Source organism: Lentzea sp. NPDC059081 (assembly GCF_042738015.1).
GTDB lineage: Bacteria > Actinomycetota > Actinomycetes > Mycobacteriales > Pseudonocardiaceae > Lentzea.
This window is the reverse complement of sequence record NZ_JBHYGW010000050.1, coordinates 7,043-29,143: the sequence shown is the minus strand read 5'-3', so window position 1 is coordinate 29,143 and position 22,101 is coordinate 7,043. Positions and strand designations below refer to the sequence as shown.

Sequence of the window (22,101 nt, the reverse complement as noted above, 5' to 3'; positions counted from 1 at the left end):
CGCTGGTGGCGCTGGCATTGGCCGGTGCGGGGATCATGGCCGTCGCGGGGCCGGCCGGTGCGGGCGAACGAGCGGCCCGGCCGTGCGCGCCGGGAGAGGTCTCGGCCGTGATCAGCGAGGGGCACTCGCCGGATCCGACCATGAGCAGGCTGTTCGGCGTGTGGCTGAAGGGGCAGGAGGGCGCCGGCTGCCTGCTCACCGGGACCCTCGACCACATCCGGTTCTACGACACCGCCGGCAAGCCGCTGGACGTGCGGTTCAGCACCAAGACCGCCGTGGCGCCGTTCCAGGACGTCCTGGTCGACGACTTCTTCCGGGCCGTCGTCTACATCTGGGCTCCCGCGGGAGAAGGCGGCATGCCGATCGGTGGCATGGGGGATCCCGATCGGCGACGCCGCCGTGCACCGATCGGGACCCCTGCTACCCCGCTCGTTACGGGGTGACCGGGACGTTCGTCAGGCCCTTCGTCGCACGGGTGACCGTGTTCGAGGAGCGGACGACGTTCGGGTTCGCCGAGCACTTCGACGTGGACGTGATCTTGATGGCGTACTCGCCGACGCCGCCGAGGTCGGAGGAGTTGCCGCTCCACACGTTGCCGCAGCCGTTGAGGAACGACGGCGTGGTGCTCGGGTTGTGCGTCTCGTAGCCGTTCGCGAGCACGCCCGGCGTGGCGAAGGTGCCGGTGTTGTTCTCGATGCGGTAGCCGATGCCCTTGACGTCGATCCAGGAGTCGGCGGAGTTCTCGCCGCTGATGCCCCTGCCGTCGAACGTGTTGCCGGAGATCAGGCCGTTGTGCGTGCCCTCCTTGACGTCGATCGGCTCGGCGGCGATCCCGGGACCGATCTTGTTGCCGAGCACCTGCACGCGGTCGGACCTGTCGACGCCGCCGGTGTTGCCGTGGCAGGACCAGTTCGAGTTCGCCGAACCGAGGTAGACGCCCTCGCCGTAGCCCTTCTGCACCAGGCCGGTGTCGGTGATCGTAGAGTTCTTCAGCACGCCGTCCGCCGACGAGCGCCGGAAGTGCACGCCCTCCTCGTCGGTCTTCGACACCTTCACGCCGTCGATCGTCACGTGGTGGGAGTTGTCGAGGACGATGCCCTTCTTGGACTCCGTGACGCTGAAACCCTTGAGGTTCCAGTAGGGCGCGTTGAAGAGCCACAGGCCGTAGCCCGAGTCCCAGCCCGCGGTCGGCACCGGGCAGGACGGCGCGTCGCCGGACGGGCCGTCGTTGACCAGCACCGCGGTCGACGGGCCGGTCAGGGTGATCGGCGCGTTCGCCGTGCCCGCCTTCGTGGTGACGAACGAGCCGCGGTACGTGCCGGGTGCGAGCGTGATCGTGTCACCGGGCTTGGCGGCGGCGAGAGCGGTCCTGAGCTGGTCCGCGGACGTCACCGTGCCGTCGGCGGGAGGCGGCTCGGTCGGCGTGGTGCCCGGGACGTTCTTCAGGAACAACGACTTCGCCGAGTCCGATTTGGACACGTCCACGCCGTGGCCGCCGGTGTAGTCGCGCTGCTCGTTCTTCGCCCAGTCGGTGATCGGGGTGCCGTTGACGTCCAGGTGCTGGTACGCGGTGCCGTTCCAGCCGAACTGGTAGACGCGCTGCCGGTCGTTGTAGAAGGGCTCGAAGGCGCCGCCGGTCGAGAGCTGCTTCGTCATGTCGTTGTCGAAGAAGACGTTGCGCGGGCCGGACGCGCCCGACCACTTCACGGCCTTCTTCCCGGCGCCCCACCAGATCGGGAACCAGTTCGAGTCGTCAGGACCGCCGCCGCCCTCCTCGCCGCAGTTCGCGCGGCAGTTGCCGGAGCGGTGGGCGTAGGGCACGCGCACGGTGTTGAGCTCGAACAGGTTGTTGCGCTCCCAGCCGCCGTGCAGGTTCAGGTCGGAGTCGAAGTCGTTGCCCACCACGACGTTGCCCGACGCGGACCACTGGAAGGTGAAGTGCCGCAGGTTGCGCGAGGTGTTGCCGGCGTAGAGCGAGTCCCACACCCGCGAGCCGCGGAAGTAGCCGTTGCCGCCCTTGCCCTTGTTCCACGAGCCGTCGAGCCGGCTGTCGACGATCTGCAGGTTCTTGGCCTCCTCGGTGACGATCGGGTGCGACCCCGTCATCTCCGCGCGGATGCCCCTGACCCACGAGTTCGCCGCCCACTTGAACACGATGCCGTGCATCTCGTCGGCGGGCGCCATGTTGCCGTAGTTGTTGACGGCCTCGGCGGGGTCGAGACCCGGCATCGCCTGCGTGAAGCCGAAGTTCTCGAACCCGACGCCGACGACCGGGTCGACCAACGGCGACACCTTGGAGTCGTAGGTCGTGCCGTCGATCGCCGGTGACCCGTCGGAGGTCGAGCTGACCGGGACGTCGAACTCCAGCGGCTTGTCGAGCGTCACCGTCGTGCCCGAGACCGACGCGACGGTGAAGATCTGCTGGCGCATGTGCATGTTCAGCAACGGGTGCTCGGTGCCCGTGGCGAACTGCTGCTCGTAGAACTTGACCGAGTTGGCGGCACGGACGTTCACGAACATGCCGGCCTTGATGGTCGAGGCGGACTGCACGGAGATCGTGCGGTCACCGGCCTTCGCGGCCGTCCTCACCTTCGCGCCCGCCTTCCAGTGCACGTTCACCGTGCCCTCGAAGATGTCCTTGCGGTTCTCCGGCGCGGCCGCGTAGTCGCTCGCGTAGCTCGAGTGCACGCCGCGCGACTGCACCCGGAACAGGCCGCGGCCGGGCCACAGCCAGCCGCCCTTGCCCTGCCCGAACGTCATCCCGTCCTCGTCCCAGTCGGACCCGTCCGGGGTGAGCGCGTCGTAGCGGGTGGTCGCGTCGGGGGTGTAGACGACCTTGGTGGCGGTCGCGCCGGCACCGCGGATGATCAGGTAGTCGGCGTCGACGTGCAGCTCCTTCGACACCTTCAGCTCACCGGCCGGCAGCGTGATGAGGCTCAGCTTCGTGTAGCTCGCGCCGGGGGAGCACTGCGTCCTGATGGCGTCGATCGCGGCCTGCAGACCGGCGGTGTCGTCGGCGGAGTCGTTCGGTTTGACGTTGAACTGGGAAGCGAGCTCCGCCGCCGTGATCTGACAGCTCGCGCTCGGGTTCACGTCATTGTTGCCCGGCAGGACGCCATTGCCACGATATCCGGCCTTCGACCAGTCGTAGAGGCCCGAAATGGGGGCACGGCGATTGGCGGACGAGACGTCCAGGCCGGTCAACGCGGGTGTGGCCGCTGCCGTGGTCACCGGTGTGGCGAGTGAACCCATTAGCAGCAGGCCGAGCACGGGCAGGGAGAATCGCTTCATGGAAACCCTCTTCGGCAGGGCGGGGCCTTTTCTTTGTAGTCGATGGATTCATGCGTGTCAAATATTCACATTCTTGAAATAGGGAAAACTGCAACTGTTTTCAATGACGCTTTTGGTTCCGCGTTCGTCGTTTCCGGTGCAGCTCACGCCTCTGAATCGTGCGAGTGCTCCGAGGGGGCCGCGGGCTGGAGCGGGTGTGCCGCAGCCGAGGGCCGGGGGACCGGGATTTTTCCCAGCCCGGGTGGAATTCGGCTCGGGGCTTTGTCATCCGGTCGGGTGGGGAGAACCCACGAAAGTGGGGTCGCGAACCGTCCTGCACGGGTTATGGGAACTACTCCGGCGCGCTGTCCGGCTTACCCGTTCGTGTCCGAACCAAGCCTGAACGGCGGATCGCACACTGGGCCGAAGGCTGCAAAGGTCAGTGGCTGTTCGGCAGTTTGCGTTCCCACGAACAGGAGCCCCTCAGGTCATGGCGAGCCCCACTGTGAAGCCGGTTCTGCGCACCGACTACCAGCGTTCCGTCGCGGACTACTGGAACAAGGAGAAGGACCCGGTCAACATCAAGCTCGGTGAGGTGGACGGGCTGTACCACCACCACTACGGGCTGGGCCAGTACGACCCGGCGGTGCTCGAAGCCCCCGCCGCGGTGCGAGACCAGGCGATGATCGCCGAGATGCACCGGCTGGAGACGGCGCAGGCGGAGGTGCTGCTCGACGCGTTCGGCGACCTCCCCCCGAACCCGCACCTGATGGACGGCGGTTCCGGCCGCGGCGGCACGAGCTTCATGGCCAACGCGCGGTTCGGCGCCCGCATCGACGGCGTCAGCATCTCCGAGGAGCAGGTGGCGTTCGCCAACGGCCAGGCCGCCGAGCGCGGTGTCGCGGACCAGGTGCGGTTCCACTTCAAGAACATGCTGGACACCGGCTTCGAGACCGGCTCGTTCAACGGCATCTGGACCAACGAGACCACGATGTACGTGGACCTCCAGCAGCTGTACGGCGAGTTCGCGCGGCTCATCGCGCCCGGCGGCCGCTACGTCTGCATCACCGGCTGCTCCAACGACCTGACCGGCATGCGGTCGCGCGCGGTCAGCCAGATCGACCAGCACTACATCTGCAACATCCACCCGCGCAGCGAGTACTTCCGGGCGTTGGCGGACAACGGGTTCGTGCCGATCAGCGTCGTCGACCTGACGCCGGACACCATCCCGTACTGGGAGCTGCGCGCGCAGTCGTCGGTCGCGACCGGCGTCGAGGACCCGTTCCTCACCGCGTACAAGGAGGGCAGCTTCCACTACCTGCTGATCGTCGCCGACAGGATCTGACGCAGCCGTGACCGACGTGAAAGACCTCCTCACCGGGCCGTCCGGGCTGGGCACCTCCGCTGCCCGGCTCGGGCGGCCCGAGGCCGTCGAGGCGCCACCCGACCCCGGCTACGCCGAACGCCCGTGGGGCGACGGCACGGCACCGCCGCTGTACGTGCCGGTCGTCGAACGCGAGGACGCCCTGCTGGCGGCCGCCGTCGACGAGCGGCTGATCGCGTGGGCGGGGGAGTGCGGCTTCGAGGAGCCGGAACGGTTCCTGGGTGGCATGTTCGGCCGCCTCGCGGTGCTCACCCACGTCGACACGAGCGACGTCGAGCAGCTGCTGATCGCCGCGAAGCTCAACGCGGCGTGGTGGGCGGCCGACGACCTGTACGCCGACAGCACGGAGATGGGCGCGGTCCCGGCCGAGCTGCCGCCGCGCCTGGCGCTGGCGATGGCCGCGATGGACCCGGTCGCTCCCGCCGCCGAGTTCACGGCCGAGCTGGAGGGGACGCTCGCCGCCGACCCCGTGCTCGTGGGCCTGCGTTCGGGCATCGCGCACCTGTCGTCGCGCAGCACACCGACCATCGTGCAACGGGTCTGCTACTCGACGTTCGCGATGTTCGTGTCCTGGACCGCGTACGCAGCCTGGCGCCACACCGGCAACTACCCGCCGGCATGGCAGTACCTCGCGACCCGGCAGCACGACACCTTCTACACGTCGATGACGCTCATCGACGCCGTCGGAGGCTACGAGCTGCCCGCACCGCTGTACTACGACCCGCGCGTCCGTCAGCTCCTCACGGCCGCCGGCACCGCGTCGGTGATCGTGAACGACCTGGTGTCGGTGGAGAAGGACGCCGCCGACGAGGTGCCGGTCTGCAACATGGTGCTGCAGATCGCGGCCGACCGGGGCTGCTCGATCGCCGAGGCGACCGAGCGGACGGTGGAGCTGCACAACCAGCTGGTGCGCGACTTCGAGGCCGGGCACCGGGAGCTGCTCGCCGTTCCGTCGGTGGAGCTGCACCGGTTCCTGAAGGGCACCAAGGCCTGGATGGGTGGCGGCTTCGAGTGGCACACCACGCATCCGCGCTACAGGTAGGACGTCCGCCTGGGCCATGCGGGGTGCGTGGCCCAGGCGGCGATCATCCCTTCACGCCCGTGTGCGCCAGCCCCTCGATGAACTGCCGTTGTGCCACCACGAACACCACCAGGATCGGCACGGCCGTCATCGTCGCCGCCGCCAGCTGCACGTTCCACATCGGGCCGCCGTAGATGTCGACGAACTGCGTCAGCGCCTGCGGCAGAGTGAACATGTCCGGCGTGGACAGGTACACGATCGGCTCCAGGTACAGGTTCCACGAGTGCAGGAACGTGAAGATCGCGACCGCGCCGAGTGCCGGGCGGGCCAGCGGTAGTGCGACCTGCCAGAAGATGCCGGCGCGGCCCAGGCCGTCCATCCGCGCCGCCTCCTCCAGCTCGCCGGGCAGGGCGAGGAAGAACTGGCGCATGATGAAGATCGCCAGCACGCACGGCGCCCCGAAGACCGGCACGATGATCAGCGGCCAGTGCGTGTTGGAGAGCCCGAGCGACTGGAACAGCTGGAACAGCGGCACGATCGTCACCTCGCTCGGGATGAGCAGGCCGGTCAGCACCACCACGAACAGCACGTTCTGGCCGGGGAACCGGATGCGTGCGAACGCGTAGCCCGCCAGCGCCGCGACGGCCATCGTGCCGACCGTGACGATCACCGCGATGTAGAGGCTGTTCCAGTACTGCTGCCCGAACGGCTGCATCCGGAACACGGTCTCGTACGTGGAGAACGTCCACTCCGACGGCAGCAGCGACTCGGAGAAGATCTCGCTGATCGGCTTCATCGACGAGGTGACCATCCACCAGGTCGGGAAGACGAACGGGACGCAGAGCAGGCACAGGAGTCCGTACAGGAGGACTTTCCGCCTCACGACGTCACGTCTCATGGAGCACCCACTTCCGGCGCATCCTCCACTGCAGCAGCGTCAGCGCGGCGACGATGACGAACAGCAGCACCGAGATCGTCGCGCCGTAGCCGAAGTGGTGGAACTGGAACGCCTGCTGGTACAGGTAGTAGATCAACACGGTCGTGGACGTGCCGGGACCGCCCTGGGTGAGCACGGCGATCTGCGCGAACACCTGCAGCGAGCCGACGATCGTGATGATCGACGTGAGCAGGATCGTCGGGCTGATCAACGGGATCGTGATCCGCCTGAACCGGGTCCACGCGCCGGCGCCGTCGATCTTCGCCGCCTCGTACAGCGGTGCCGGGACGCCTTGCAGCGCCGCGAGGAACAGCACCATGTTCAACCCGACGTTCTTGACCACCTGCACGACGATCACGGACACCATGGCGGTGGTCTCGCCGCGCAGCCAGTTCGGGCCGTCGACGCCGAAGAACCCGAGCAGCCCGTTCACGCTGCCCTCCGGCTGGAGCATGAGCTGCCAGACGAGCGTCCAGGCCACCAGCGAGACCAGCACGGGGGAGAAGAACAGCGTGCGGAACAGGGTGGTGCCGCGCAGCTTCTGGTTGAGCAGCACCGCGAGCAGCAACGCCAGCGACAGGTTGAGCACCACCAGCCCGGCGGCGAACCAGGCGGTGGCGACCAGCGACGAGCGCAGCTTCTCGTCGGACAGCAGCCGCTCGTAGTTCTCGGCGCCGATGAACTCGAACGTGCCGCCGAGGACGTTCCACTCGTTCAGGCTGTACCAGCCGACCATCGCCAGCGGGACCAGCACGAACGCGAGGCTGCCGAGCAGGGCGGGCGCGACGAACAGGTAGCCGACCAGGGTGTCGCGCCTGCGGTAGGTCCAGAACGTCACGAGCGCTCCAGCAGCGGCTTGATCTTCGCGCACACCCCGTCGAGGACCTCGGAGACGTTCGCGTCCGGCTTCCACAGCGGGTCGAGCGCGGCCCGGATCGTCTGGTTCAGCTCCTCCTGGCCCTGGTGACTGGGCTTCACGACGCCCTTGCTGATGCCGTCGATCACGACCGACTGCAGCTGCTCCGGCTTGATCAGCGGGTTGCTCTTGGCCAGGGTGCCGGCGTTGAGCAGCGACTGCCGGACCGGCGGGAAGAACTGGGCGAGCTTGGCGGAGTTGGCGGAGTTGGTGAAGAAGCCGAGGAAGTCCGCGGCGGCCTCGGCGTTCTTCGAGCGCTTCAGCACGCCCACGCCGGCCTGGCCGATCACCGCGTAGTCACCCTTCGGGCCCTTGGGCAACGGCAGCAGCGTCCAGCCGAACCTGGCGTCCTTCAACGCACCCGCCCGCGAGATCTGGCTGACCGCCATCGCCGCGTTGCCCGCGAAGAAGTCCACCGTCGTGCCGGGGCCGGGGATCGCCTTCTCCGTGAAGATCGCCTTGTGGATGAACGTCATCGCGTCCTTCATCTCCCGGTCGGCGAACCCGCAGGACCTGCCGTCCTCGCTCCACGCGTTCGCGTCCCAGCCGCGCCAGATCGCCGAGAGCACGGCCCAGTTCTGGTACTTGAAGTCCGGCAGCACGAGGCTCTTGCCCGCCGACGCCGCGACGGCCTGCTCCCACGTCGTGGGGAGGTCCTTGACCATGTCGGTGTTGACGAACAGGCCGAACGGCGAGGTGGAGAACGGGTAGGCGTAGAGCTCGCCGTCCTTCTCCCAGAGCTTGGTGGCCGACGGCACCAGCTCGTCGGCCTTCTCGACCTTGTTCCTGATCGGCAGCAGCGCGCCGGAGGACACGAAGTCCGGTGCCGACTCCTCCAGGACCCACGCCAGGTCGGGCGCGTTGCCGCCGGCGATCTGCGTGGTGAGGGTGGTGGTGTAGCCGTCGGCCGGGATCGAGTCGAACTTGATCTCGGTGACGTCCGGGTGCGCGGCCCTGTACTCGGCCGCGATCTCGTTGAGCAGCTTGAGATGAGCCTCGTTGGCGGTCCACACGGTCATGCGCAGCGACTTCGGGCCGTCATTGGACGATGATCCGCCGCACGCGGTGAGGGCGAGCAGCGCGGCGACGATGAGCGCGGTGAGTCGGGACATCGTTGTCTCCTCGGTCAGTAGCCGGACACGTCCGGCCAGCGGAGCTCGACCCCGTCGCGTTCCAGGCGGTGCTGGAAGTCCGCGAGCAGGCCGGGGGTGTTGCGCACCGCGCGAGGGGTGACTCGGTGCGCCAGGCAGAAGTCCGCGAGCGCGCCCGCGACCTCGCCGACGTTCCACTCGACCGGGTGCAGCCGGTGGGAACCGTTGGTGATGTGGGTGGTGCCGATGTTCTTGCCCGCGGGCAGGAGGTTCTCGACGCGCTGGGGGATGAGCGCGCCGAGCGGGATCTCGAACGGGCAGCTCGCGACGTCGAGGTAGTTGTCGCCGCCGGTCGACGGGTGCAGGTCGATCCGGTACATGCCGACCCCGACCGCGTCCGCGTGCCGCACGGCGCCCTTGTCGCCGCGCACGGCGAGCGAGAGGTCCTGCTCGACGATCGTGCACTCGGCCCTGATCCGCCGCGACTCGCGGATGTAGGGCGCCTGGGCGAGTCCGTCCGCGCTGCCCGTGACGTCGCCGCGCAGCCGCAGACCGGGGAACCCGGTGCCGCCGTCCGGCCGCGGCGCCTCGGTCTGCAGCCAGTACAGGACCGACCTCGACAGCTCCCGTGCCGCGGCGAGGTGCGCGGGGGCGTCCGGCACGTCGATCACCGGCGACTCGAAGTAGTCGATCATCGGCCAGTTGACCAGGCAGATGTCGCTCTCGTAGGCGCCCTCGACGAAGTTGCGGCGGGCGGCGATCCGGCGGAACGTCCACAGGTTGCCGTCGCCCGCGCTCACCCGCTGGTCCGAGACGACGCCCAACGGGTCGTCGTCCGGGTTCGGGGTGAACGTGCGCTCGGCGATGGCCAGCGTGCGCGGGTCGGGGGAGCGGAACGACAGCATCCGGTCGCCCCAGTAGTCCGGCTGGTACTCCCGCCAGAAGTCGTACCGGGCGGGCCTGTCGATCGTGTGGTCGCCGTCGACGTGGTCGATCGCGAAGCAGACCGACATCGCCTGCATGTTCGCCGGCTGGGCGACCTCCGGCGCGCTCGGCTCACCGGTGTCCAGAGTGGACTCGAAGCCCGTGACGTACTCGGTGCCGGACAACGGGAGCAGCTCGCCGGTCTCGGTCGCGTCGAGGACGTAGGGGGCGGTGAGCTCCAGCTCCACGCCGTTGTGCTCGACGGTGACCGACGTGATCCGGTCACCGTCGGTCCGTGCGGAGACCGGCCTGGCGGGTTGCAGCACGGTGAGCCTGCCGCTGCCGCGGTACGGGGCCAGCATCTCGTCGATCACGGCCACGGCGACGCGCGGTTCGTGGCAGAGGCGGCTGACGTTGCCCGCACCGGGGTTGAGCTCGCGCCACGCCCGCGCGCTGGACGTCAGCGGGTAGTGGCGGCGGTAGTAGTCGCGGATGCCCTCACGCAGCGCGCGGTACGAGGCGGTGACGCCGAAGCGCTCGACCCAGCTGTGCTCGTCCGGCGGCACCGCCTGGCTGGTGAGCTGCCCGCCGAGCCACGCGAACTCCTCGGTGAGCACGACCCGCCGACCGGCGCGCAGCAACGCGAGCGCGGCGGCGACCCCGCCCAGACCGCCACCCACGACGACGACGTCAGTGTTGTGCAGCAACAGGTTCCTCCAGATCAGCCGAGCGTCGTGCCGGGGACGAACTCGCAGGGCAGCAGCTCCTGCGGGGTGGTGCCGTTCTCCAGCACCTCGGTCAGCGCCTGCACGGCCCTGCGTCCCATCTCGCGGCGCGGGATGCGGAACCCGGTGAGGTCGATGTCCCGCGGTGCCGGACGGGTCGCGGCGCCGAGCGTCAGCACGGACAGGTCGCCGGGCACCGACAGACCGCGCTCACGGGCCGCGAGCACGAGCGCGGCGCCGTCCGAGACCTCCTCGGCGAGCACGCAGGTGGCCTCCGCGCCGAGGATCTCGCCCAGTTCGCCGAACGGCAGGTGCGTGCCCTGGACCCCGTGCGCGGCAACGGCTTGCTCGAAACCGCGGAGCCTGTCCGCGGACGACTCCGCGCCGGTTCCGGCACCCAGGTAGGCGAACGTGCGGTGCCCCAGGGCGACCGCGCGGTCCACCAGGTCTCGCACCGCCGAGACGTAGTCGGCGCCGACGTGCGGCACCGGGCCACCCGCGTCGTCGCGGCGGCCGATCGACACGAACGGGATGCCCTCGCTCACGAGTTGCGCGAGGTCGCCGCGGTCGACGGACCGGCCGAGCAGCACGCAGCCGTCCGCCAGCCGGATCCTGCTGTCGTCGTTGAAGATCCGCCGCTCGCCCTCCGCCGCCTTGGCGCTGGTGAACAGCAGCAGGTCGCAGCCGGCCTCCTCGGCCTGCTCCTCGATGCCCTCGAGGAACGGCTGGTAGAAGTCGGCGCGGGTGCTCGGGAAGACGGCCTCGTAGGTGAACACCCCGAGGATGCGGTTGCGGTGGTCGTGCAGCCGGCGCGCGATCGGGTTCGCGACGTAGCCGGTCCTGCGGATCACCTCCAGCACGCGGGCACGGGTCTCCGGCGCGATGCGGACACCGCTGTCGGTCCGGTTGTTGAGCACCAGCGACACCGTGGCCTGGCTGACGCCCGCCATCCTCGCGATGTCCTGCTGGGTGAGCCGCTTGGCCATGAGCACCTGCCAATTCGAATTGGCACGGAGTCTGCGCCAGCACCTGTGCCGCCGTCAACCCAGTAATAATTCGAATTAGCAACGTGGCGGACCGCTGCCGGTGCGGCGAGGGTCTTCCGCCGCGCGTCCTGGCGGTTCCCTGCCGCGCCGCCTCGGGCTCGGGCGTGACCTCGGGCGACCAGATCAAGCGGACGGTCCAGGGCGGCCGCTGCGGCGACCGAGCAGATCTCTTCGGTGGTGCGGGATTCCGGCGCCGTGCTCTCGTGCCGCGCAACGGGTCGGCCACGGTGGTGGTCACGGCGCGTTAGTCCATTGTGGACGGATACTTTCACTCTTATGTCGCAACGCTCCCAGGCATGTTCGCGCTGGTCGCGGGGTATTCGAAGGTCCCAAACCCCACTGGCTCCACCGGTCCCACACGAGGGAGTGGTTGTGATGGCACACGCGCGTCATTTGGTCGACGTCCGCACTGGTGACGAGTTCGACCAACCCGTTCCCTTCGGGCTCATCTACCCGATCTGCAACGCCGACGGGTCGGCGCCGCCGAGCCAGCGCGGCCGGACGTGGGAGCACCTCGTGGCGTGCGACCGGGAGCTGCGGCCCGCCTCGTGAAGTTCGTGTGAGTCCCGCCCGCACCGGGTATGTCCGGTGCGGGCGACCCGTGTCGGGCGCCCGTGTGAAGGGAGCTCGACATGGACTTCGGACAAGGGTTGACCGACGCCTGGCGGGCGGTCGCGACGTTCGTGCCCAAGCTGGCGGCGTTCCTGCTGATCCTCCTGATCGGCTGGTTCATCGCCAAGGCCGTGGCCAAGCTGGTCGACAAGCTGCTCGAACGGGTCGGGTTCGACCGGTTGGTGGAGCGCGGCGGCATCCGGCAGGCGCTCGCGCGCAGCAAGTACGACGCGTCCGACCTGCTGTCGAAGCTGGTCTTCTACGCGCTGGTGCTGATCACGTTGCAGATCGCCTTCGGCGTGTGGGGCCCGAACCCCGTGTCCGAGCTGCTGACCGGGATCGTGGCGTGGCTGCCCAAGGCCGCGGTCGCGATCATCATCGTGGTGGTGGCCGGCGCGGTCGCGAACGCGGTGAAGGACTTCATCGGCAGCGCCCTCGGCGGCCTGTCGTACGGGCGGGTGCTCGCCACCATCGCGTCGGTGTTCATCTGGGCGCTGGGCATCATCGCCGCGTTGAACCAGATCGGGGTCGCCACCACGGTGACCACGCCGGTGCTGATCGCGGTGCTCGCCACCATCGCCGGTGTCGTGATCGTCGGCGTGGGCGGCGGCCTGGTGCGGCCGATGCAGCAGCGCTGGGAGGGCTGGCTCGGCCGGGCGGAGCAGGAGCTGCCGCAGGCCAAGGCGCAGGCGGAGGCCTACCAGCGCGGCCGTGAGGACGCCGTGCGCGCGTCGTCCGAGACCGAGGTCATGGAGCCGGTGCGGCCGGCTCAGCCGGTCGCGGCGACCCAGCGCCAGGTGCCGGTCGAGGACCCGGTGCTCGGTGCCCGCCGGCCCGAGGACCCCCGCAGGCCCGAGGACCTCTGAACCTGCTGATCGTCCGGGCGGGGTGTGCTCCGGCACGCCCCGCCTTCGTCTGTCCCGGGTCGGTCTGTTCGGGGTTGCGTCGGTTCCTGGTCAGCCGGCGTCGGGCAGCGCGGTGGCGGACAGCGGTCGCACGTCGTGCGCGTGCGCCAGCTGGCAGACCGCCATCAGCCGCACGCCCAGCCACGACGTCGGCGACCAGTCGGGGGAGTGGTCGAGGAGCCCGCGGGCGTACGAGGCGAGCAGCACGACCGCGCCCACCGTGCCCACGCCCTCGACGCCGAGCAGCAGGATGTCGCGCACCGCCGCACCGTGCTGGTCCACCTCGGCCGCGAGCGCGGGGGTCATGGCGAGCGCCGTCCACCCCGCCACGCCGATCCGGTCGGACAGCTCGGAGATCCACTGCCGCGCGTTCTTCTCGCGCCAGGTCACACGCATGCCCGCCACGGTAGCCGCGGCCGCTGAAGTTCTGGTTCGAGGGTGCTCGAACGGGGTACACGGGCCGCGTGTGCGTCAAGCAGTCGGCGCTGGGCTCTCGGCTGTGAAGGCGGAAGAACATGACCATCGAACTCGATGACCGGGCATCACGCCGGCTGCACGTCACCGCCCTGGAGAAGCTGGACAACGCGGTCTGCGTCGCGCTGGCCAACGTGGAGGCCGCCGGCACCGCCACGGCTTTGGACCGGGCGTTGGCCGACTGCGCGGAGACCGGTGTCGTCGTGCCGCAGCAGGTGCGCAGATGCGTCGAGGCCGCGGAGGAGCACGCCGGGTACGGCGAGCGCATGGAAGCGCGGATGTTGCTGACCGTCGCGCACCGTCTTCTTCTGCGTCGGTGATTGAACCGCGATCACTCCGGGTATCTCGAACGGGCGTTCGAGTGAAAGGGGACGATCGTGAACCGCACGCCGGAGAAGGACCCGCAGGACTGGACGACCGGTGACGAGCCGATGACCGGGCCGCAGGAGTCCTACCTGCACACCCTCGCGCAGGAAGCGGGCGAGGAGGTGCCGGACGAGCTCACCAAGGTCGAGGCGTCCCAGCTGATCGACCAGCTCCAGGAGAAGACGGGCCGTGGCGCCTGACCACCGTTTACCCAGCGTGGTCGTGGGTAGCCGGTCCGTGTGGAGATCGATCACGAGGTGACCAGGACCGAGTCCGCGCTGCTGGCGAGCTTCGCCGAGTACGCCGACGCCCAGCGGCTCGTCGACAGGATGTCCGACGACGGCTTCCCGGTCGAGAGCGTCCGGATCGTCGGCGAGGGCGTCCGTACCGTCGAGCAGGTGACGGGACGCATGACGCGGGGACGCGCGGCGCTCGCGGGTGCCGTCAGCGGCGCGTGGTTCGGTGTGTTCATCGGCCTGTTGTTCGGGCTGTTCACGACCGGGGCGGCCTGGGGCTGGTTCCTGCTGATCAGCCTGCTGATCGGCGCGTTCTGGGGAGCGGTCTTCGGGTTCGTCGCGCACTGGAGCACGCGCGGCCGCCGCGACTTCTCCAGTGTCATGACCCTGCAGGCGAAGCGGTACGAGGTGCACGTCGACCAGGCGATGGCGGCGCAGGCCGCGCGGTACGTGCTGTGAGCTGATGCAGACCTTCCTGCCCTACCAGGACTTCGCCGCCACGGCGCGCGTGCTGGACCACCGGCGGCTCGGCAAGCAACGCGTCGAGACGCTCCAGGTCCAGCGCGCGCTGGTGGTGCCCGGCCACGGCTGGCGCCACCACCCGGCGGTGAAGATGTGGGCGGGGTTCGAGGAAGCGCTCGTGCGCTACGGCGTGGAGATGTGCACGGCGTGGCGTGAGCTGGGGTTCGCCGACACGTGCGAGACCACGATGAGGGCGGACCTGGCCCAGGCGAGGGACGTGACGTGGGTGCGCACGCAGGCCGAGCTGGCCGCCGCGGGGGAGCTGCCGTTCTGGATCGGCGACGACGCGGTGCACCGCAGCCACCAGTCGGCGCTCGTGCGCAAGCTTCCGGAGCACTACCGCCGGTTCTTCCCGGACGTGCCGGACGACCTGCCCTACGTCTGGCCGCCGACGCTGACCCGCACGGTGAACCCGTCGGAGTCCTGACCCATCGACACGTAGTCGCACGTCCGGTGCAGGATCCACAGCCCGAGGCCCGCCGACCGGGTGGCCGTGGTCGGCATCAGGCCCACGAGCGGGTCGGCGGGGCCGGAGCCCTGGTCCGTCACCGCCACGAGCACGCGCGACTCGTCGGCCCACAGGCGGAACCTGACGGGTGCGACGCCGTGCGTCAGTCCGTTGGTGACGATCTCGCTCGCCGCGTAGACCACGTCGTGCGCGCCGTCCTCGGACAGCGCGATCCCGCCGATGGCGGACCCGACCGCTTCCCGCACCGCGCCGGCCGTCACGTCCACGAGATCGATCAGCGGTGCACGGTGTTCCAGCGCGTCGGTGACCTGCCTGGTCCCGGCGAGACCGTCGCGGAAACCGGGGTTGGCCTCGTGCACCTCCGGTCCCACCGCGATGTTCGGATGCGTGCTGACGACGTCGGCCAGCACGTCGGCGGGCGTGGTCCGCGTGTCGTACGGGCACAGCCCCCACACCGGGAACTCCGCGTACGCCTGGTTCACGGCGGCCTCGTACCGCGCCCACCAGTCCCACGACGCGCCGGTACCGGGATGCGGCACGTCGCCGACCACCCTCATGTGCCGCGCGCCCGCGTCGGTGTGCTCGCGAAACAGCTCGCGGTAGGTGGAGATGGAGTCGGACGGCCGCGAGTACTGGTCGGCGCCGGGCAGGAACAGCACGTCCCCGCCGACCGCGCCGCGCAGCAGGCCGGCGTTCCGTTCCGCGCACGCCGCCACGACCACCTCGCCCGCGCGCAGCCCGTCCTCGAGGAACGGCACCACCAGCGCGAGGAAGTCGTCGTCCGAGCCGTAGAAGGCGGTCTCGTGGAAGAAACCGGTCACGGCTGCCGATGCTACGCGGAGAACCCCTGCCGCCATGCGCGGGAACCTGGAGTCTGTCCGGATGTTGTCCGGCGAGCCGTCGGCGACGGTCGTGGGACTGCGCTACGGTCGGGCGTGGGTTGAGCAGCCAGCCCGTGTGACGGTCGTGCCGTCCATCAGGAGGTTGCCACGTGCAGACCTACGGTGAAGTCCCGTTCCGCACCACCAGCGAGAGCAAGGGCGACACCGTGCTGGTGCACGTCGCCGGAGAGCTCGACCACGCCACCGCCTCGGAGCTCGCGGGCTGCCTGAAAGCCGCCGTCCGCGCGGTCGTCCCACCCGCACCCGTCGTCGTCGACCTGTCCGGCGTGAGGTTCCTCGGCGCGGCGGGCATCGGCCTGCTGCTCGACCAGCAGGACGCCTGCCTGCGCCTGGGCAGCGCGCTCGTGGTGGTGGCGAACACCTCGGCGGTGCTGCGGCCGTTGCAGGTGCTGGAGCTGACCGGGGTGCTGGGCGTGCGGGCCTCGGTCAAGGACAGCGCCTAGCTCGTCGCCGCCCGCTCCGCCGCGCTGCGCAGCACGCAGAACTCGTTGTCCTCCGGATCGGCGAGCACCACCCACCCGGTCCCGTCGTCGTTGCGGTGGTCCGACACCAGCGAGGCGCCGATCCCCAGCAACCGCGCCACCTCCTCGTCGCGCGAGGTGTCCGGGCGCAGGCACACGTGCAGCCTGTTCTTGCCCTGCTTGGGTTCCGGCACCTGCTGGAAGAACAGCACCGGGCCGTCCGCCAGCTGCACCTCGGTCTCGTGGTCGCCCGGCTTGTCGTCGGGGTGCAGCGGGCGGCCCGTCACCTCGCTCCAGAACAGGGCCAGCTCGTAGGCGTTCGCGCAGTCGATCGCGACGTTCTGCAGTACCGACACCATGCGCGACAGACTAGGTGCGCCACAGCATCGGCGGCACAGCCGGTAGCTCTCGCGACCATCAGGCTGTCGTGGGGCACCTCGGCGCCGTCCTCGCCACACCTCCCGGCTCAGCGGTCCCGCGTGACGCCGTCGGCGAGCAGCGACAGACCGATGCCGAGCATCCACACGTCCTTCGCGAGCCCGATGCCCTGCTCGGTCGGCCAGATGCTGCCCTCGCGCCGCATGCCCGGCGTCTTCACGTAGAGGCCGAGCAGCGCGCCGGCGAACCCGGTGAGGGCGGCACCGGCCACCGCCGCCGGGACGAACGGGGCCAGCAGCAGGGCGCCCGTCGCGATCTCGCCGGCGGACAGCAGCGACGCGAACCTGCGGGCGTCGAGCTTGCCCAGCACCGGGTAGGTGCCGGTCGCGAACCCGTGCAGGTGTTCGGCGGTCTCCTGGTCGGCGTTGCGCTTGCCGAGACCGGAGTTCAGCACGAACGCGCCGGTCACGAGGCGCGTCGGCAGTTGCCGCAGTGTTCGGCTGTTCACGTCCGGACCTCCTCGGGGTCGTGGACCAGCCGGGTACCCCTCACACCCCGCCGAGGAACTTCTTCATCATCGCGATCTGCGCCGTCCTGGACTTCTCGATGCGGTCCGCCAGCTCCTTCACCTCCCGGTGCGCGCCGCTGCCCGCCTCCCACCGCGCGAGCTGCACGGCGTCGTCCTGGTGGGCGATCATCACGTTGAGCAGCCGCTGGTCGAACGCCTTGCCGTGCAACGCCGCCAGCCTGCCCACCTCCTGCGGGTCGGACCGGCGCGTGCCGCCGTGGCCGGTGTGCGAGTCCGGCGGTGCCGTCAGGGGCTCGCCCCACGACGTCAGCCAGCCCCTCATCGTGTCGGCCTCGGTCGCCTGCGTCGACGCGATCGCGGCCGCCAGCATGCGCAGCTCGCCGTCGTCGGCGCGGTCCGCCGCGAGCGCGACCATCTCCACGCCCTGCTGGTGGTGCGGGAGCATCATCTGCAGGAACATCACGTCCAGCGGGTCGCCGCGCAGCACGGTGCCCGGTTGCGCCGCGCAACCGGACACCGCGAAGGCGAGCAGCAGCAGCAACAACCTCATCAGAGGCGTCGCCAGAGCGCGGGCGTGTTCGGCGGTTCCCAGCCGGCGAGCGCGGTGTGCGCCTGCAGGCACTCGTAGCTCGCGCCGTTGTAGGTGACCCGGCTGCCGACCTGGTAGGTCGTGCCCGCGGCCCACGATCCGCTCGACGGCGGAGTCGTGGTGGTGGTCGTCGTGGTGGGCGGGGTCGTCGTCGTGGTGGTCGGGGGCGGGGTGCTGCCGCCGCCGAAGTCGACGTCCGAACACGTGTAGAACGCTTCCGCGCTGCCGACGACGCGTTGCCAGATCGAGTAGATCAGGTGACGGCCGCTGCGTTGCGGGATGTTCAGCGTCCAGCTCGTGAACGTCGACGGGTTCTGGTTGTTGAACGTGGCCAGGTGCACGAGGTCCGACCACCGCAGCGGCATCGTCGGGTTCCAGCCGTCCCTGGTGATGTAGAACTCGAAGTTGCTGTTCGAGTGCGGTGCCGACGCGTGGTAGGTCACCGCCAGCGACCCGGCGGAGATCCGCTTCGCCGGCCAGTCCGCGCGTTGCAGGTCGAGGCCGCGGTACTTGTCGCGGCCCGCGCTGCACAGCTTGCCGTCCGGGATGAGCTCGCGGTGCCGCCCGCCCGCTTCGAGCAGCGACACCTCGTTCCAGTCGTAGAACGCCTGCGTGCCGCCGGCGGCCACAGCCGCCTTGCAGGCGTCGGACTTCGGCGTCTCCGGACCTTCGTTCTTGCACGTGTAGACCCGGCTGGCGGGATCGGACAACGTGCCGTGGGCGCTGGCGACCGTGGTGGGGACGAGGAACGCGATGGCCAGAGCGGCGGACGAGGTGATGCTCGCGAGGGCGAGCCGGGTGCGTGCCTTCATGTGCTCCTCCTGGCAGGGGGAGGCGGCGAACACCCCGTCGTGCGGGGGAGTTCGCGTGGCGGGTTCGGCGGCCCGGTTCCCGAGTCTAGGGAAGTGGTCGGACCATTTTCGACGGCCAACCGACGCAAATCACCGCAGCTCACCGCGCCCGTTCGGTCCTGAGTGCACCCGCGGCGGCCCGTGCGGTCGCCGATCGCCGGGACGCCGGGCCCGCCGCGCGGTCGATCATTAGGCTTCACCTCATGTCCCGCCCGGTGCCCGACGACGCGCAGACGCTCGAAGAGCTGATCGCGGCGTTGCGCGCGCTCAAGGTGTGGGCGGGCAACCCCTCGCTGCGGCAGGTGGAGAAGCTGTCAGGACTGCCCCGCAGCACGCTGGCCGACGCGCTCAGCCCGCGGCGCAGGACCGCACCCGCGCTGGACGTGTTCCGGTGGCTGCTCAAGGCGTTCCAGGTGACCGATGTGGAGCCGTGGATCACCGCGTGGCGCCGGGTGCAGGCCGAACCCGTGCGCGCATCGGCACCTCCCGCGCCGGTGCCGAGGCAGCTGCCGGCCGCCGTGCCGGGGTTCAGCGGCCGCGCGAAGGCGTTCAAGGAGCTGACCGCGTTGCTGGAGAACGGCAGCCGGCTCGCGGTGGTGTGCGGGATCCCGGGCGTGGGCAAGACCGCGCTGGCCGTGCAATGGGCGCATCAGGTGGCGCACCGGTTCCCGGACGGGCAGGTCCACCTCGACCTCCGCGGCTACTCGTCCGGCCCGCCGGTCACCCCGGACCAGGCGCTGGCGCTGGCGATCCGCGCGTTCGGCGTGTCCGGTGAGGACATCCCGGTGCAGCAGGACGCCATGGTCGGCATGTACCGGTCGATCACGTCCGACAAGCGCGTGCTCGTGGTGGTGGACAACGCGCCCAGCGCCGCGCACGTGCGTCCGCTGGTGCCCGGCGGCCCCGGTTGCATGACGCTCGTGACGAGCCGCGACCGGCTGGCCGGGCTCGTGGCCCGCGACGGCGCGCACCGGCTGGAGCTCGGTGTCCTCACGCCGGAGGAGGCCCCGGCCGTGGTGATCGGCGTGCTCGGCGCGGAACGGGTGCTGCGCGAGGAGGACGCCGTCGACGAGCTCGTGCGGTGGTGCGGCTTCCTGCCGCTGGCGCTGAGGATCTCGGCCGCGAACCTCGCCGACCGTCCACAGCAGACGATCGCGGAGCTGGTGGCCGAGCTGACCGCGGGCGACCGGCTGGCCGCGCTGGAGGTCGAGGGCGACGAGGACGCCGCGGTGCGCACGACGTTCGGGCACTCCTACGAGGCGCTCGACCCGTTGGCGCGCACGCTGTTCCGGCGGATGGGAGTCGCGCCGGGACCCGAGCTGCCCACCCGCGCGGCGACGGCGTTGCTCGGCGTCGACGCGGAAGCGCCGTTGCGCGCACTGGTCGCCGCACACCTGCTCGAGGTGCGCGCCTCCGGTCGCTACGGGCTGCACGACCTGCTCCGCCTCTACGCGCGCGAGCGGTACGCGGCCGAGGACGACGACGCGGGCACCGTCGGCAGGCTGCACGAGCAGTACCTGGATCTCGCGGTCGCGGCGGCCCGCGCCGTGCGTCCGGACTTCTCGGTGCTCGCGACGACCACCCCGGACCACGTGTTCGCCACGGCGGCGGAGGCGTTGCAGTGGTTCGACACCGAGCGCGCGACGCTGGTGAGCCTGGTCGAGCAGGCGGACGGTCCGGTGGCGTGGCTGCTGACCGACGCGTTGCGCGGCTGCTACTGGTTGCGCCGCCACACCGTGGAATGGCTGGCGGTGGCGCAGGTCGGTCTGGCCGCGGCGCAACGGGCGGGCGACGCGAGCGCGTGCGCGGCGATGCACCTGTCGCTCGGCACCGCGCACTGGGGCGCTGGCGACCACCGCGCGGCGGCGGGGCACTTCGAGCACGCCGTCGAGTTCAGCAGGGCGGCGGGCGACCGGTTCCGCGAGTTCAGCACGCTCGGCAACCTGGGCGGCGTCCACGCGGAGCTCGGCTCGCTGGAGCACGCGATCGACTGCTTCCGGCGGGAGCTGGCCTACTACACCGAGATCGGCGACACGACCCGCCGGGCCCGCGCGCTCGGCAACCTCGGTCAGACCGAGATGCGGCTCGGCAGGCTCGTCGAGGCCGCCGCCGACCTGCGCGCGGCCGTCGACCTGCGCGAGGAGGTCGGCGAGACCCGGCTGGCCGCGAACACGCTGGGCGCGCTCGGCGTCGTGCACCGCTACCTCGGCGACCTGGACCAGGCGGCCGGGTTCCTCGACCGGGCCCGGCAGCTCAACCACGACCACGAGGACCGCGTGAGCGAGGCCGCCGCCCTCGACGACCTGGCCCGCGTGCACCGCGACGCCGGCCGGCCGCGGGAGGCGCTGCGATGCGCGGAGCAGGCGCTGGCGCTCGCGAAGGGGTCGGGCCGGGTCGAGATCGACGCGCTGATCACGGTGTCGGCGATCCGGGGCAGACGCGACGACCTGCGCCGGGCGTGGCGCACGGCGACCGCGGCCGGGTACGGGCACGGCGTGGCGGACGCGCTCGTCGAGCTGGCCTGGCTGGAGCTCGCGGCCGGCGACGCCGAGGCGGCGCTGGAGGCCGCGGCGGAGGCCGCCCTGTCCGGGGAGAGCGTGGTCGCCGGTCTCGCACTCGTGGCGCTGAGCAGCGCACAGGAGGCCCACGGCGACCCGGTCGCGGCGGGGGAGACCCGCCGGCGGGCCGACGAGGTGCTGGAACGCGCGGGCCACCGGGGTGTCCGGAATCGTCCGAACGGCTTGTGAGCCGCTCCTGCGGTTGGTAGATCCGTGAACAGAGGACCGACCGCGTCGATGGCTGCTGCCCTTCGCGTCGGTCGTGGGGGAGACCGTGTGTTCGCGATGGGGTGGGTTGATGGTGAAGAAGCTGTCCGTTGTTGTCGTCGCCGTGCTGGCGGCGGGCCTGGGTGCGGCACCGGCGTCGGGGGCCGGCAAGTGCAGCGGCGGTGATCCCGTGTACGACCCCGGCTCCAACGACTCGTGCAACTTCGCGGTCGCGCCGGCGACGTCCGGTGCCGAGGCGAGGGTGTGGGGCCGGTGGTTCGACCAGCAGCCGTTCATCGACCCGCAGTACTCCTACGTCAAGGACACCGCCGACGACGGGCTGGCCGCGTACGTGTGGGTGCGGTGGCGCAGCGGCACCGGCTCTGGCGAGAAGGTGCTCGGCAGCGCCTCCGGGCTCGGTGCGACCACGGCGTTCCGCTGGCAGTTCGCCCCGGCGGTCGACGCGTTCGACGTGCGGGTGTGCGTGGGCGAGGGCACGGCGGCCTGCTCGGACTGGCGGAGCTGACCGGGTCCGTCCGGAGTCGTCCGAACGCCTGTCCGGCGCAGTGGTCCGGGAAGCACTCTCGGGGCATGAACGCACTGACGACGTGGCGGGCGACCCCGACTGGGGGGTGGGGCGAGGGGGGGGAGTCCTCCCCCGAGGGGTTTGCCCCCCACACCTCGACAAAAAAAAACACCGTTGTTGTTTTCCTCCTCCCCCTTCTCTT

General features: G+C 70.4%; 24 protein-coding genes. 12 read left to right on the top strand and 12 right to left on the bottom strand.

Annotated features, from left to right (window positions below):
• Positions 1–5 precede the first annotated feature (5 nt).
• Positions 6–443: a hypothetical protein gene (locus ACFWV3_RS44440; protein ID WP_382420178.1), complete on the top strand. Its 438-nt coding sequence runs from the start codon at positions 6–8 to the stop codon at positions 441–443.
• Here ACFWV3_RS44440 and ACFWV3_RS44435 read toward each other — a convergent pair.
• Entirely contained in the window at positions 433–3,291 is a 2,859-nt protein-coding gene (locus ACFWV3_RS44435; protein WP_382420176.1) for a nitrous oxide reductase family maturation protein NosD, read from the bottom strand. The two genes, ACFWV3_RS44440 and ACFWV3_RS44435, sit on opposite strands and share 11 nt — an antisense overlap.
• Before the next feature lie 469 nt (positions 3,292–3,760).
• On the opposite strand from ACFWV3_RS44435, the gene ACFWV3_RS44430 reads away from it, so the two are divergent.
• Together ACFWV3_RS44430 and ACFWV3_RS44425 are read left to right on the top strand one after the other, a co-directional pair.
• The gene (locus tag ACFWV3_RS44430) at positions 3,761–4,615 is read left to right on the top strand and encodes a geranyl diphosphate 2-C-methyltransferase (protein ID WP_382420174.1); all 855 of its coding nucleotides are present in this window, start codon (positions 3,761–3,763) and stop codon (positions 4,613–4,615) included.
• Between the two features lie 7 nt (positions 4,616–4,622).
• Positions 4,623–5,696: a family 2 encapsulin nanocompartment cargo protein terpene cyclase gene (locus tag ACFWV3_RS44425; RefSeq protein WP_382420172.1), complete on the top strand. Its 1,074-nt coding sequence runs from the start codon at positions 4,623–4,625 to the stop codon at positions 5,694–5,696.
• 43 nt (positions 5,697–5,739) lie between these two features.
• Here the strand turns inward: ACFWV3_RS44425 and ACFWV3_RS44420 are convergent, their stop codons facing one another.
• From ACFWV3_RS44420 to ACFWV3_RS44400, 5 genes are read right to left on the bottom strand one after another with little or no spacing between them, the layout of a single operon-like run.
• A complete protein-coding gene (locus tag ACFWV3_RS44420; RefSeq protein ID WP_382420170.1) occupies positions 5,740–6,558 on the bottom strand; it encodes a carbohydrate ABC transporter permease in 819 nt (272 codons plus the stop codon).
• 4 nt (positions 6,559–6,562) lie between these two features.
• Positions 6,563–7,450 carry a carbohydrate ABC transporter permease gene (locus tag ACFWV3_RS44415; protein WP_382420168.1) on the bottom strand — a complete coding sequence of 296 codons (888 nt, stop codon included), beginning with the start codon at positions 7,448–7,450 and terminating at the stop codon, positions 6,563–6,565.
• A complete protein-coding gene (locus ACFWV3_RS44410; RefSeq protein WP_382420166.1) occupies positions 7,447–8,640 on the bottom strand; it encodes an ABC transporter substrate-binding protein in 1,194 nt (397 codons plus the stop codon). The genes ACFWV3_RS44415 and ACFWV3_RS44410 overlap by 4 nt, the downstream gene beginning before the upstream one ends.
• A 14-nt stretch (positions 8,641–8,654) precedes the next feature.
• The gene (locus ACFWV3_RS44405) at positions 8,655–10,250 is read right to left on the bottom strand and encodes an FAD-dependent oxidoreductase (RefSeq protein ID WP_382420164.1); all 1,596 of its coding nucleotides are present in this window, start codon (positions 10,248–10,250) and stop codon (positions 8,655–8,657) included.
• A 14-nt stretch (positions 10,251–10,264) separates the two neighbouring features.
• Positions 10,265–11,254: a LacI family DNA-binding transcriptional regulator gene (locus tag ACFWV3_RS44400; protein WP_382420162.1), complete on the bottom strand. Its 990-nt coding sequence runs from the start codon at positions 11,252–11,254 to the stop codon at positions 10,265–10,267.
• Between the two features lie 435 nt (positions 11,255–11,689).
• On the opposite strand from ACFWV3_RS44400, the gene ACFWV3_RS44395 reads away from it, so the two are divergent.
• Both ACFWV3_RS44395 and ACFWV3_RS44390 read left to right on the top strand, forming a co-directional pair.
• On the top strand, positions 11,690–11,866 hold the full coding sequence (locus tag ACFWV3_RS44395; RefSeq protein WP_382420160.1) for a hypothetical protein: 177 nt from the start codon (positions 11,690–11,692) through the stop codon (positions 11,864–11,866).
• Between the two features lie 80 nt (positions 11,867–11,946).
• Positions 11,947–12,792 carry a hypothetical protein gene (locus ACFWV3_RS44390; RefSeq protein ID WP_382420158.1) on the top strand — a complete coding sequence of 282 codons (846 nt, stop codon included), beginning with the start codon at positions 11,947–11,949 and terminating at the stop codon, positions 12,790–12,792.
• Positions 12,793–12,882: 90 nt separating this feature from the next.
• On the opposite strand, the gene ACFWV3_RS44385 is transcribed toward ACFWV3_RS44390, so the two are convergent.
• Positions 12,883–13,227, bottom strand: coding sequence for a DUF6401 family natural product biosynthesis protein (locus ACFWV3_RS44385; protein WP_382420156.1), 345 nt, complete (start codon positions 13,225–13,227; stop codon positions 12,883–12,885).
• Between the two features lie 119 nt (positions 13,228–13,346).
• Between ACFWV3_RS44385 and ACFWV3_RS44380 the strand changes: the two genes are divergently transcribed.
• From ACFWV3_RS44380 to ACFWV3_RS44365, 4 genes are read left to right on the top strand one after another with little or no spacing between them, the layout of a single operon-like run.
• Positions 13,347–13,625, top strand: coding sequence for a hypothetical protein (locus tag ACFWV3_RS44380; RefSeq protein WP_382420154.1), 279 nt, complete (start codon positions 13,347–13,349; stop codon positions 13,623–13,625).
• A gap of 57 nt (positions 13,626–13,682) precedes the next feature.
• A complete protein-coding gene (locus tag ACFWV3_RS44375; protein ID WP_382420152.1) occupies positions 13,683–13,871 on the top strand; it encodes a DUF3072 domain-containing protein in 189 nt (62 codons plus the stop codon).
• Between the two features lie 39 nt (positions 13,872–13,910).
• Positions 13,911–14,366: a general stress protein gene (locus ACFWV3_RS44370; protein WP_382420150.1), complete on the top strand. Its 456-nt coding sequence runs from the start codon at positions 13,911–13,913 to the stop codon at positions 14,364–14,366.
• 4 nt (positions 14,367–14,370) lie between these two features.
• On the top strand, positions 14,371–14,856 hold the full coding sequence (locus tag ACFWV3_RS44365; RefSeq protein ID WP_382420148.1) for an MSMEG_6728 family protein: 486 nt from the start codon (positions 14,371–14,373) through the stop codon (positions 14,854–14,856).
• On the opposite strand, the gene ACFWV3_RS44360 is transcribed toward ACFWV3_RS44365, so the two are convergent.
• A complete protein-coding gene (locus ACFWV3_RS44360; protein ID WP_382420146.1) occupies positions 14,805–15,719 on the bottom strand; it encodes an anti-sigma factor RsbA family regulatory protein in 915 nt (304 codons plus the stop codon). The two genes, ACFWV3_RS44365 and ACFWV3_RS44360, sit on opposite strands and share 52 nt — an antisense overlap.
• Before the next feature lie 170 nt (positions 15,720–15,889).
• Between ACFWV3_RS44360 and ACFWV3_RS44355 the strand changes: the two genes are divergently transcribed.
• Positions 15,890–16,243, top strand: coding sequence for an STAS domain-containing protein (locus ACFWV3_RS44355; protein WP_382420144.1), 354 nt, complete (start codon positions 15,890–15,892; stop codon positions 16,241–16,243).
• On the opposite strand, the gene ACFWV3_RS44350 is transcribed toward ACFWV3_RS44355, so the two are convergent.
• The 4 genes from ACFWV3_RS44350 to ACFWV3_RS44335 all read right to left on the bottom strand — a co-directional run bounded on the left by ACFWV3_RS44350 (position 16,240) and on the right by ACFWV3_RS44335 (position 18,569).
• The gene (locus tag ACFWV3_RS44350; protein WP_382420142.1) at positions 16,240–16,620 is read right to left on the bottom strand and encodes a VOC family protein; all 381 of its coding nucleotides are present in this window, start codon (positions 16,618–16,620) and stop codon (positions 16,240–16,242) included. The genes ACFWV3_RS44355 and ACFWV3_RS44350 overlap by 4 nt on opposite strands.
• A gap of 107 nt (positions 16,621–16,727) precedes the next feature.
• Entirely contained in the window at positions 16,728–17,147 is a 420-nt protein-coding gene (locus tag ACFWV3_RS44345) for a hypothetical protein (protein WP_382420140.1), read from the bottom strand.
• A 40-nt stretch (positions 17,148–17,187) separates the two neighbouring features.
• Complete coding sequence (locus ACFWV3_RS44340) at positions 17,188–17,718, bottom strand: DUF305 domain-containing protein (protein ID WP_382420138.1); 531 nt, start codon at positions 17,716–17,718, stop codon at positions 17,188–17,190.
• Positions 17,718–18,569, bottom strand: a complete 852-nt coding sequence (locus ACFWV3_RS44335; RefSeq protein ID WP_382420136.1) for a lytic polysaccharide monooxygenase — start codon at positions 18,567–18,569, stop codon at positions 17,718–17,720. The genes ACFWV3_RS44340 and ACFWV3_RS44335 overlap by 1 nt, the downstream gene beginning before the upstream one ends.
• 242 nt (positions 18,570–18,811) lie before the next feature.
• On the opposite strand from ACFWV3_RS44335, the gene ACFWV3_RS44330 reads away from it, so the two are divergent.
• Both ACFWV3_RS44330 and ACFWV3_RS44325 read left to right on the top strand, forming a co-directional pair.
• Complete coding sequence (locus ACFWV3_RS44330) at positions 18,812–21,355, top strand: ATP-binding protein (protein ID WP_382420134.1); 2,544 nt, start codon at positions 18,812–18,814, stop codon at positions 21,353–21,355.
• Positions 21,356–21,464: 109 nt separating this feature from the next.
• Positions 21,465–21,899 carry a hypothetical protein gene (locus tag ACFWV3_RS44325; protein WP_382420132.1) on the top strand — a complete coding sequence of 145 codons (435 nt, stop codon included), beginning with the start codon at positions 21,465–21,467 and terminating at the stop codon, positions 21,897–21,899.
• The last annotated feature ends 202 nt before the right edge of the window (positions 21,900–22,101 follow it).

Bases quoted from the DNA above. Each gene is read 5' to 3' on its own strand.
- ACFWV3_RS44340 (WP_382420138.1), bottom strand. From the start codon at position 17,718: ATGAGGTTGTTGCTGCTGCTGCTCGCCTTCGCGGTGTCCGGTTGCGCG.
- ACFWV3_RS44435 (WP_382420176.1), bottom strand. From the start codon at position 3,291: ATGAAGCGATTCTCCCTGCCCGTGCTCGGCCTGCTGCTAATGGGTTCA.
- ACFWV3_RS44385 (WP_382420156.1), bottom strand. From the start codon at position 13,227: ATGCGTGTGACCTGGCGCGAGAAGAACGCGCGGCAGTGGATCTCCGAG.
- ACFWV3_RS44335 (WP_382420136.1), bottom strand. From the start codon at position 18,569: ATGAAGGCACGCACCCGGCTCGCCCTCGCGAGCATCACCTCGTCCGCC.
- ACFWV3_RS44330 (WP_382420134.1), top strand. From the start codon at position 18,812: ATGTCCCGCCCGGTGCCCGACGACGCGCAGACGCTCGAAGAGCTGATC.
- ACFWV3_RS44380 (WP_382420154.1), top strand. From the start codon at position 13,347: ATGACCATCGAACTCGATGACCGGGCATCACGCCGGCTGCACGTCACC.
- ACFWV3_RS44350 (WP_382420142.1), bottom strand. From the start codon at position 16,620: ATGGTGTCGGTACTGCAGAACGTCGCGATCGACTGCGCGAACGCCTAC.
- ACFWV3_RS44410 (WP_382420166.1), bottom strand. From the start codon at position 8,640: ATGTCCCGACTCACCGCGCTCATCGTCGCCGCGCTGCTCGCCCTCACC.
- ACFWV3_RS44390 (WP_382420158.1), top strand. From the start codon at position 11,947: ATGGACTTCGGACAAGGGTTGACCGACGCCTGGCGGGCGGTCGCGACG.
- ACFWV3_RS44365 (WP_382420148.1), top strand. From the start codon at position 14,371: ATGCAGACCTTCCTGCCCTACCAGGACTTCGCCGCCACGGCGCGCGTG.
- ACFWV3_RS44325 (WP_382420132.1), top strand. From the start codon at position 21,465: ATGGTGAAGAAGCTGTCCGTTGTTGTCGTCGCCGTGCTGGCGGCGGGC.
- ACFWV3_RS44430 (WP_382420174.1), top strand. From the start codon at position 3,761: ATGGCGAGCCCCACTGTGAAGCCGGTTCTGCGCACCGACTACCAGCGT.
- ACFWV3_RS44400 (WP_382420162.1), bottom strand. From the start codon at position 11,254: ATGGCCAAGCGGCTCACCCAGCAGGACATCGCGAGGATGGCGGGCGTC.
- ACFWV3_RS44395 (WP_382420160.1), top strand. From the start codon at position 11,690: ATGGCACACGCGCGTCATTTGGTCGACGTCCGCACTGGTGACGAGTTC.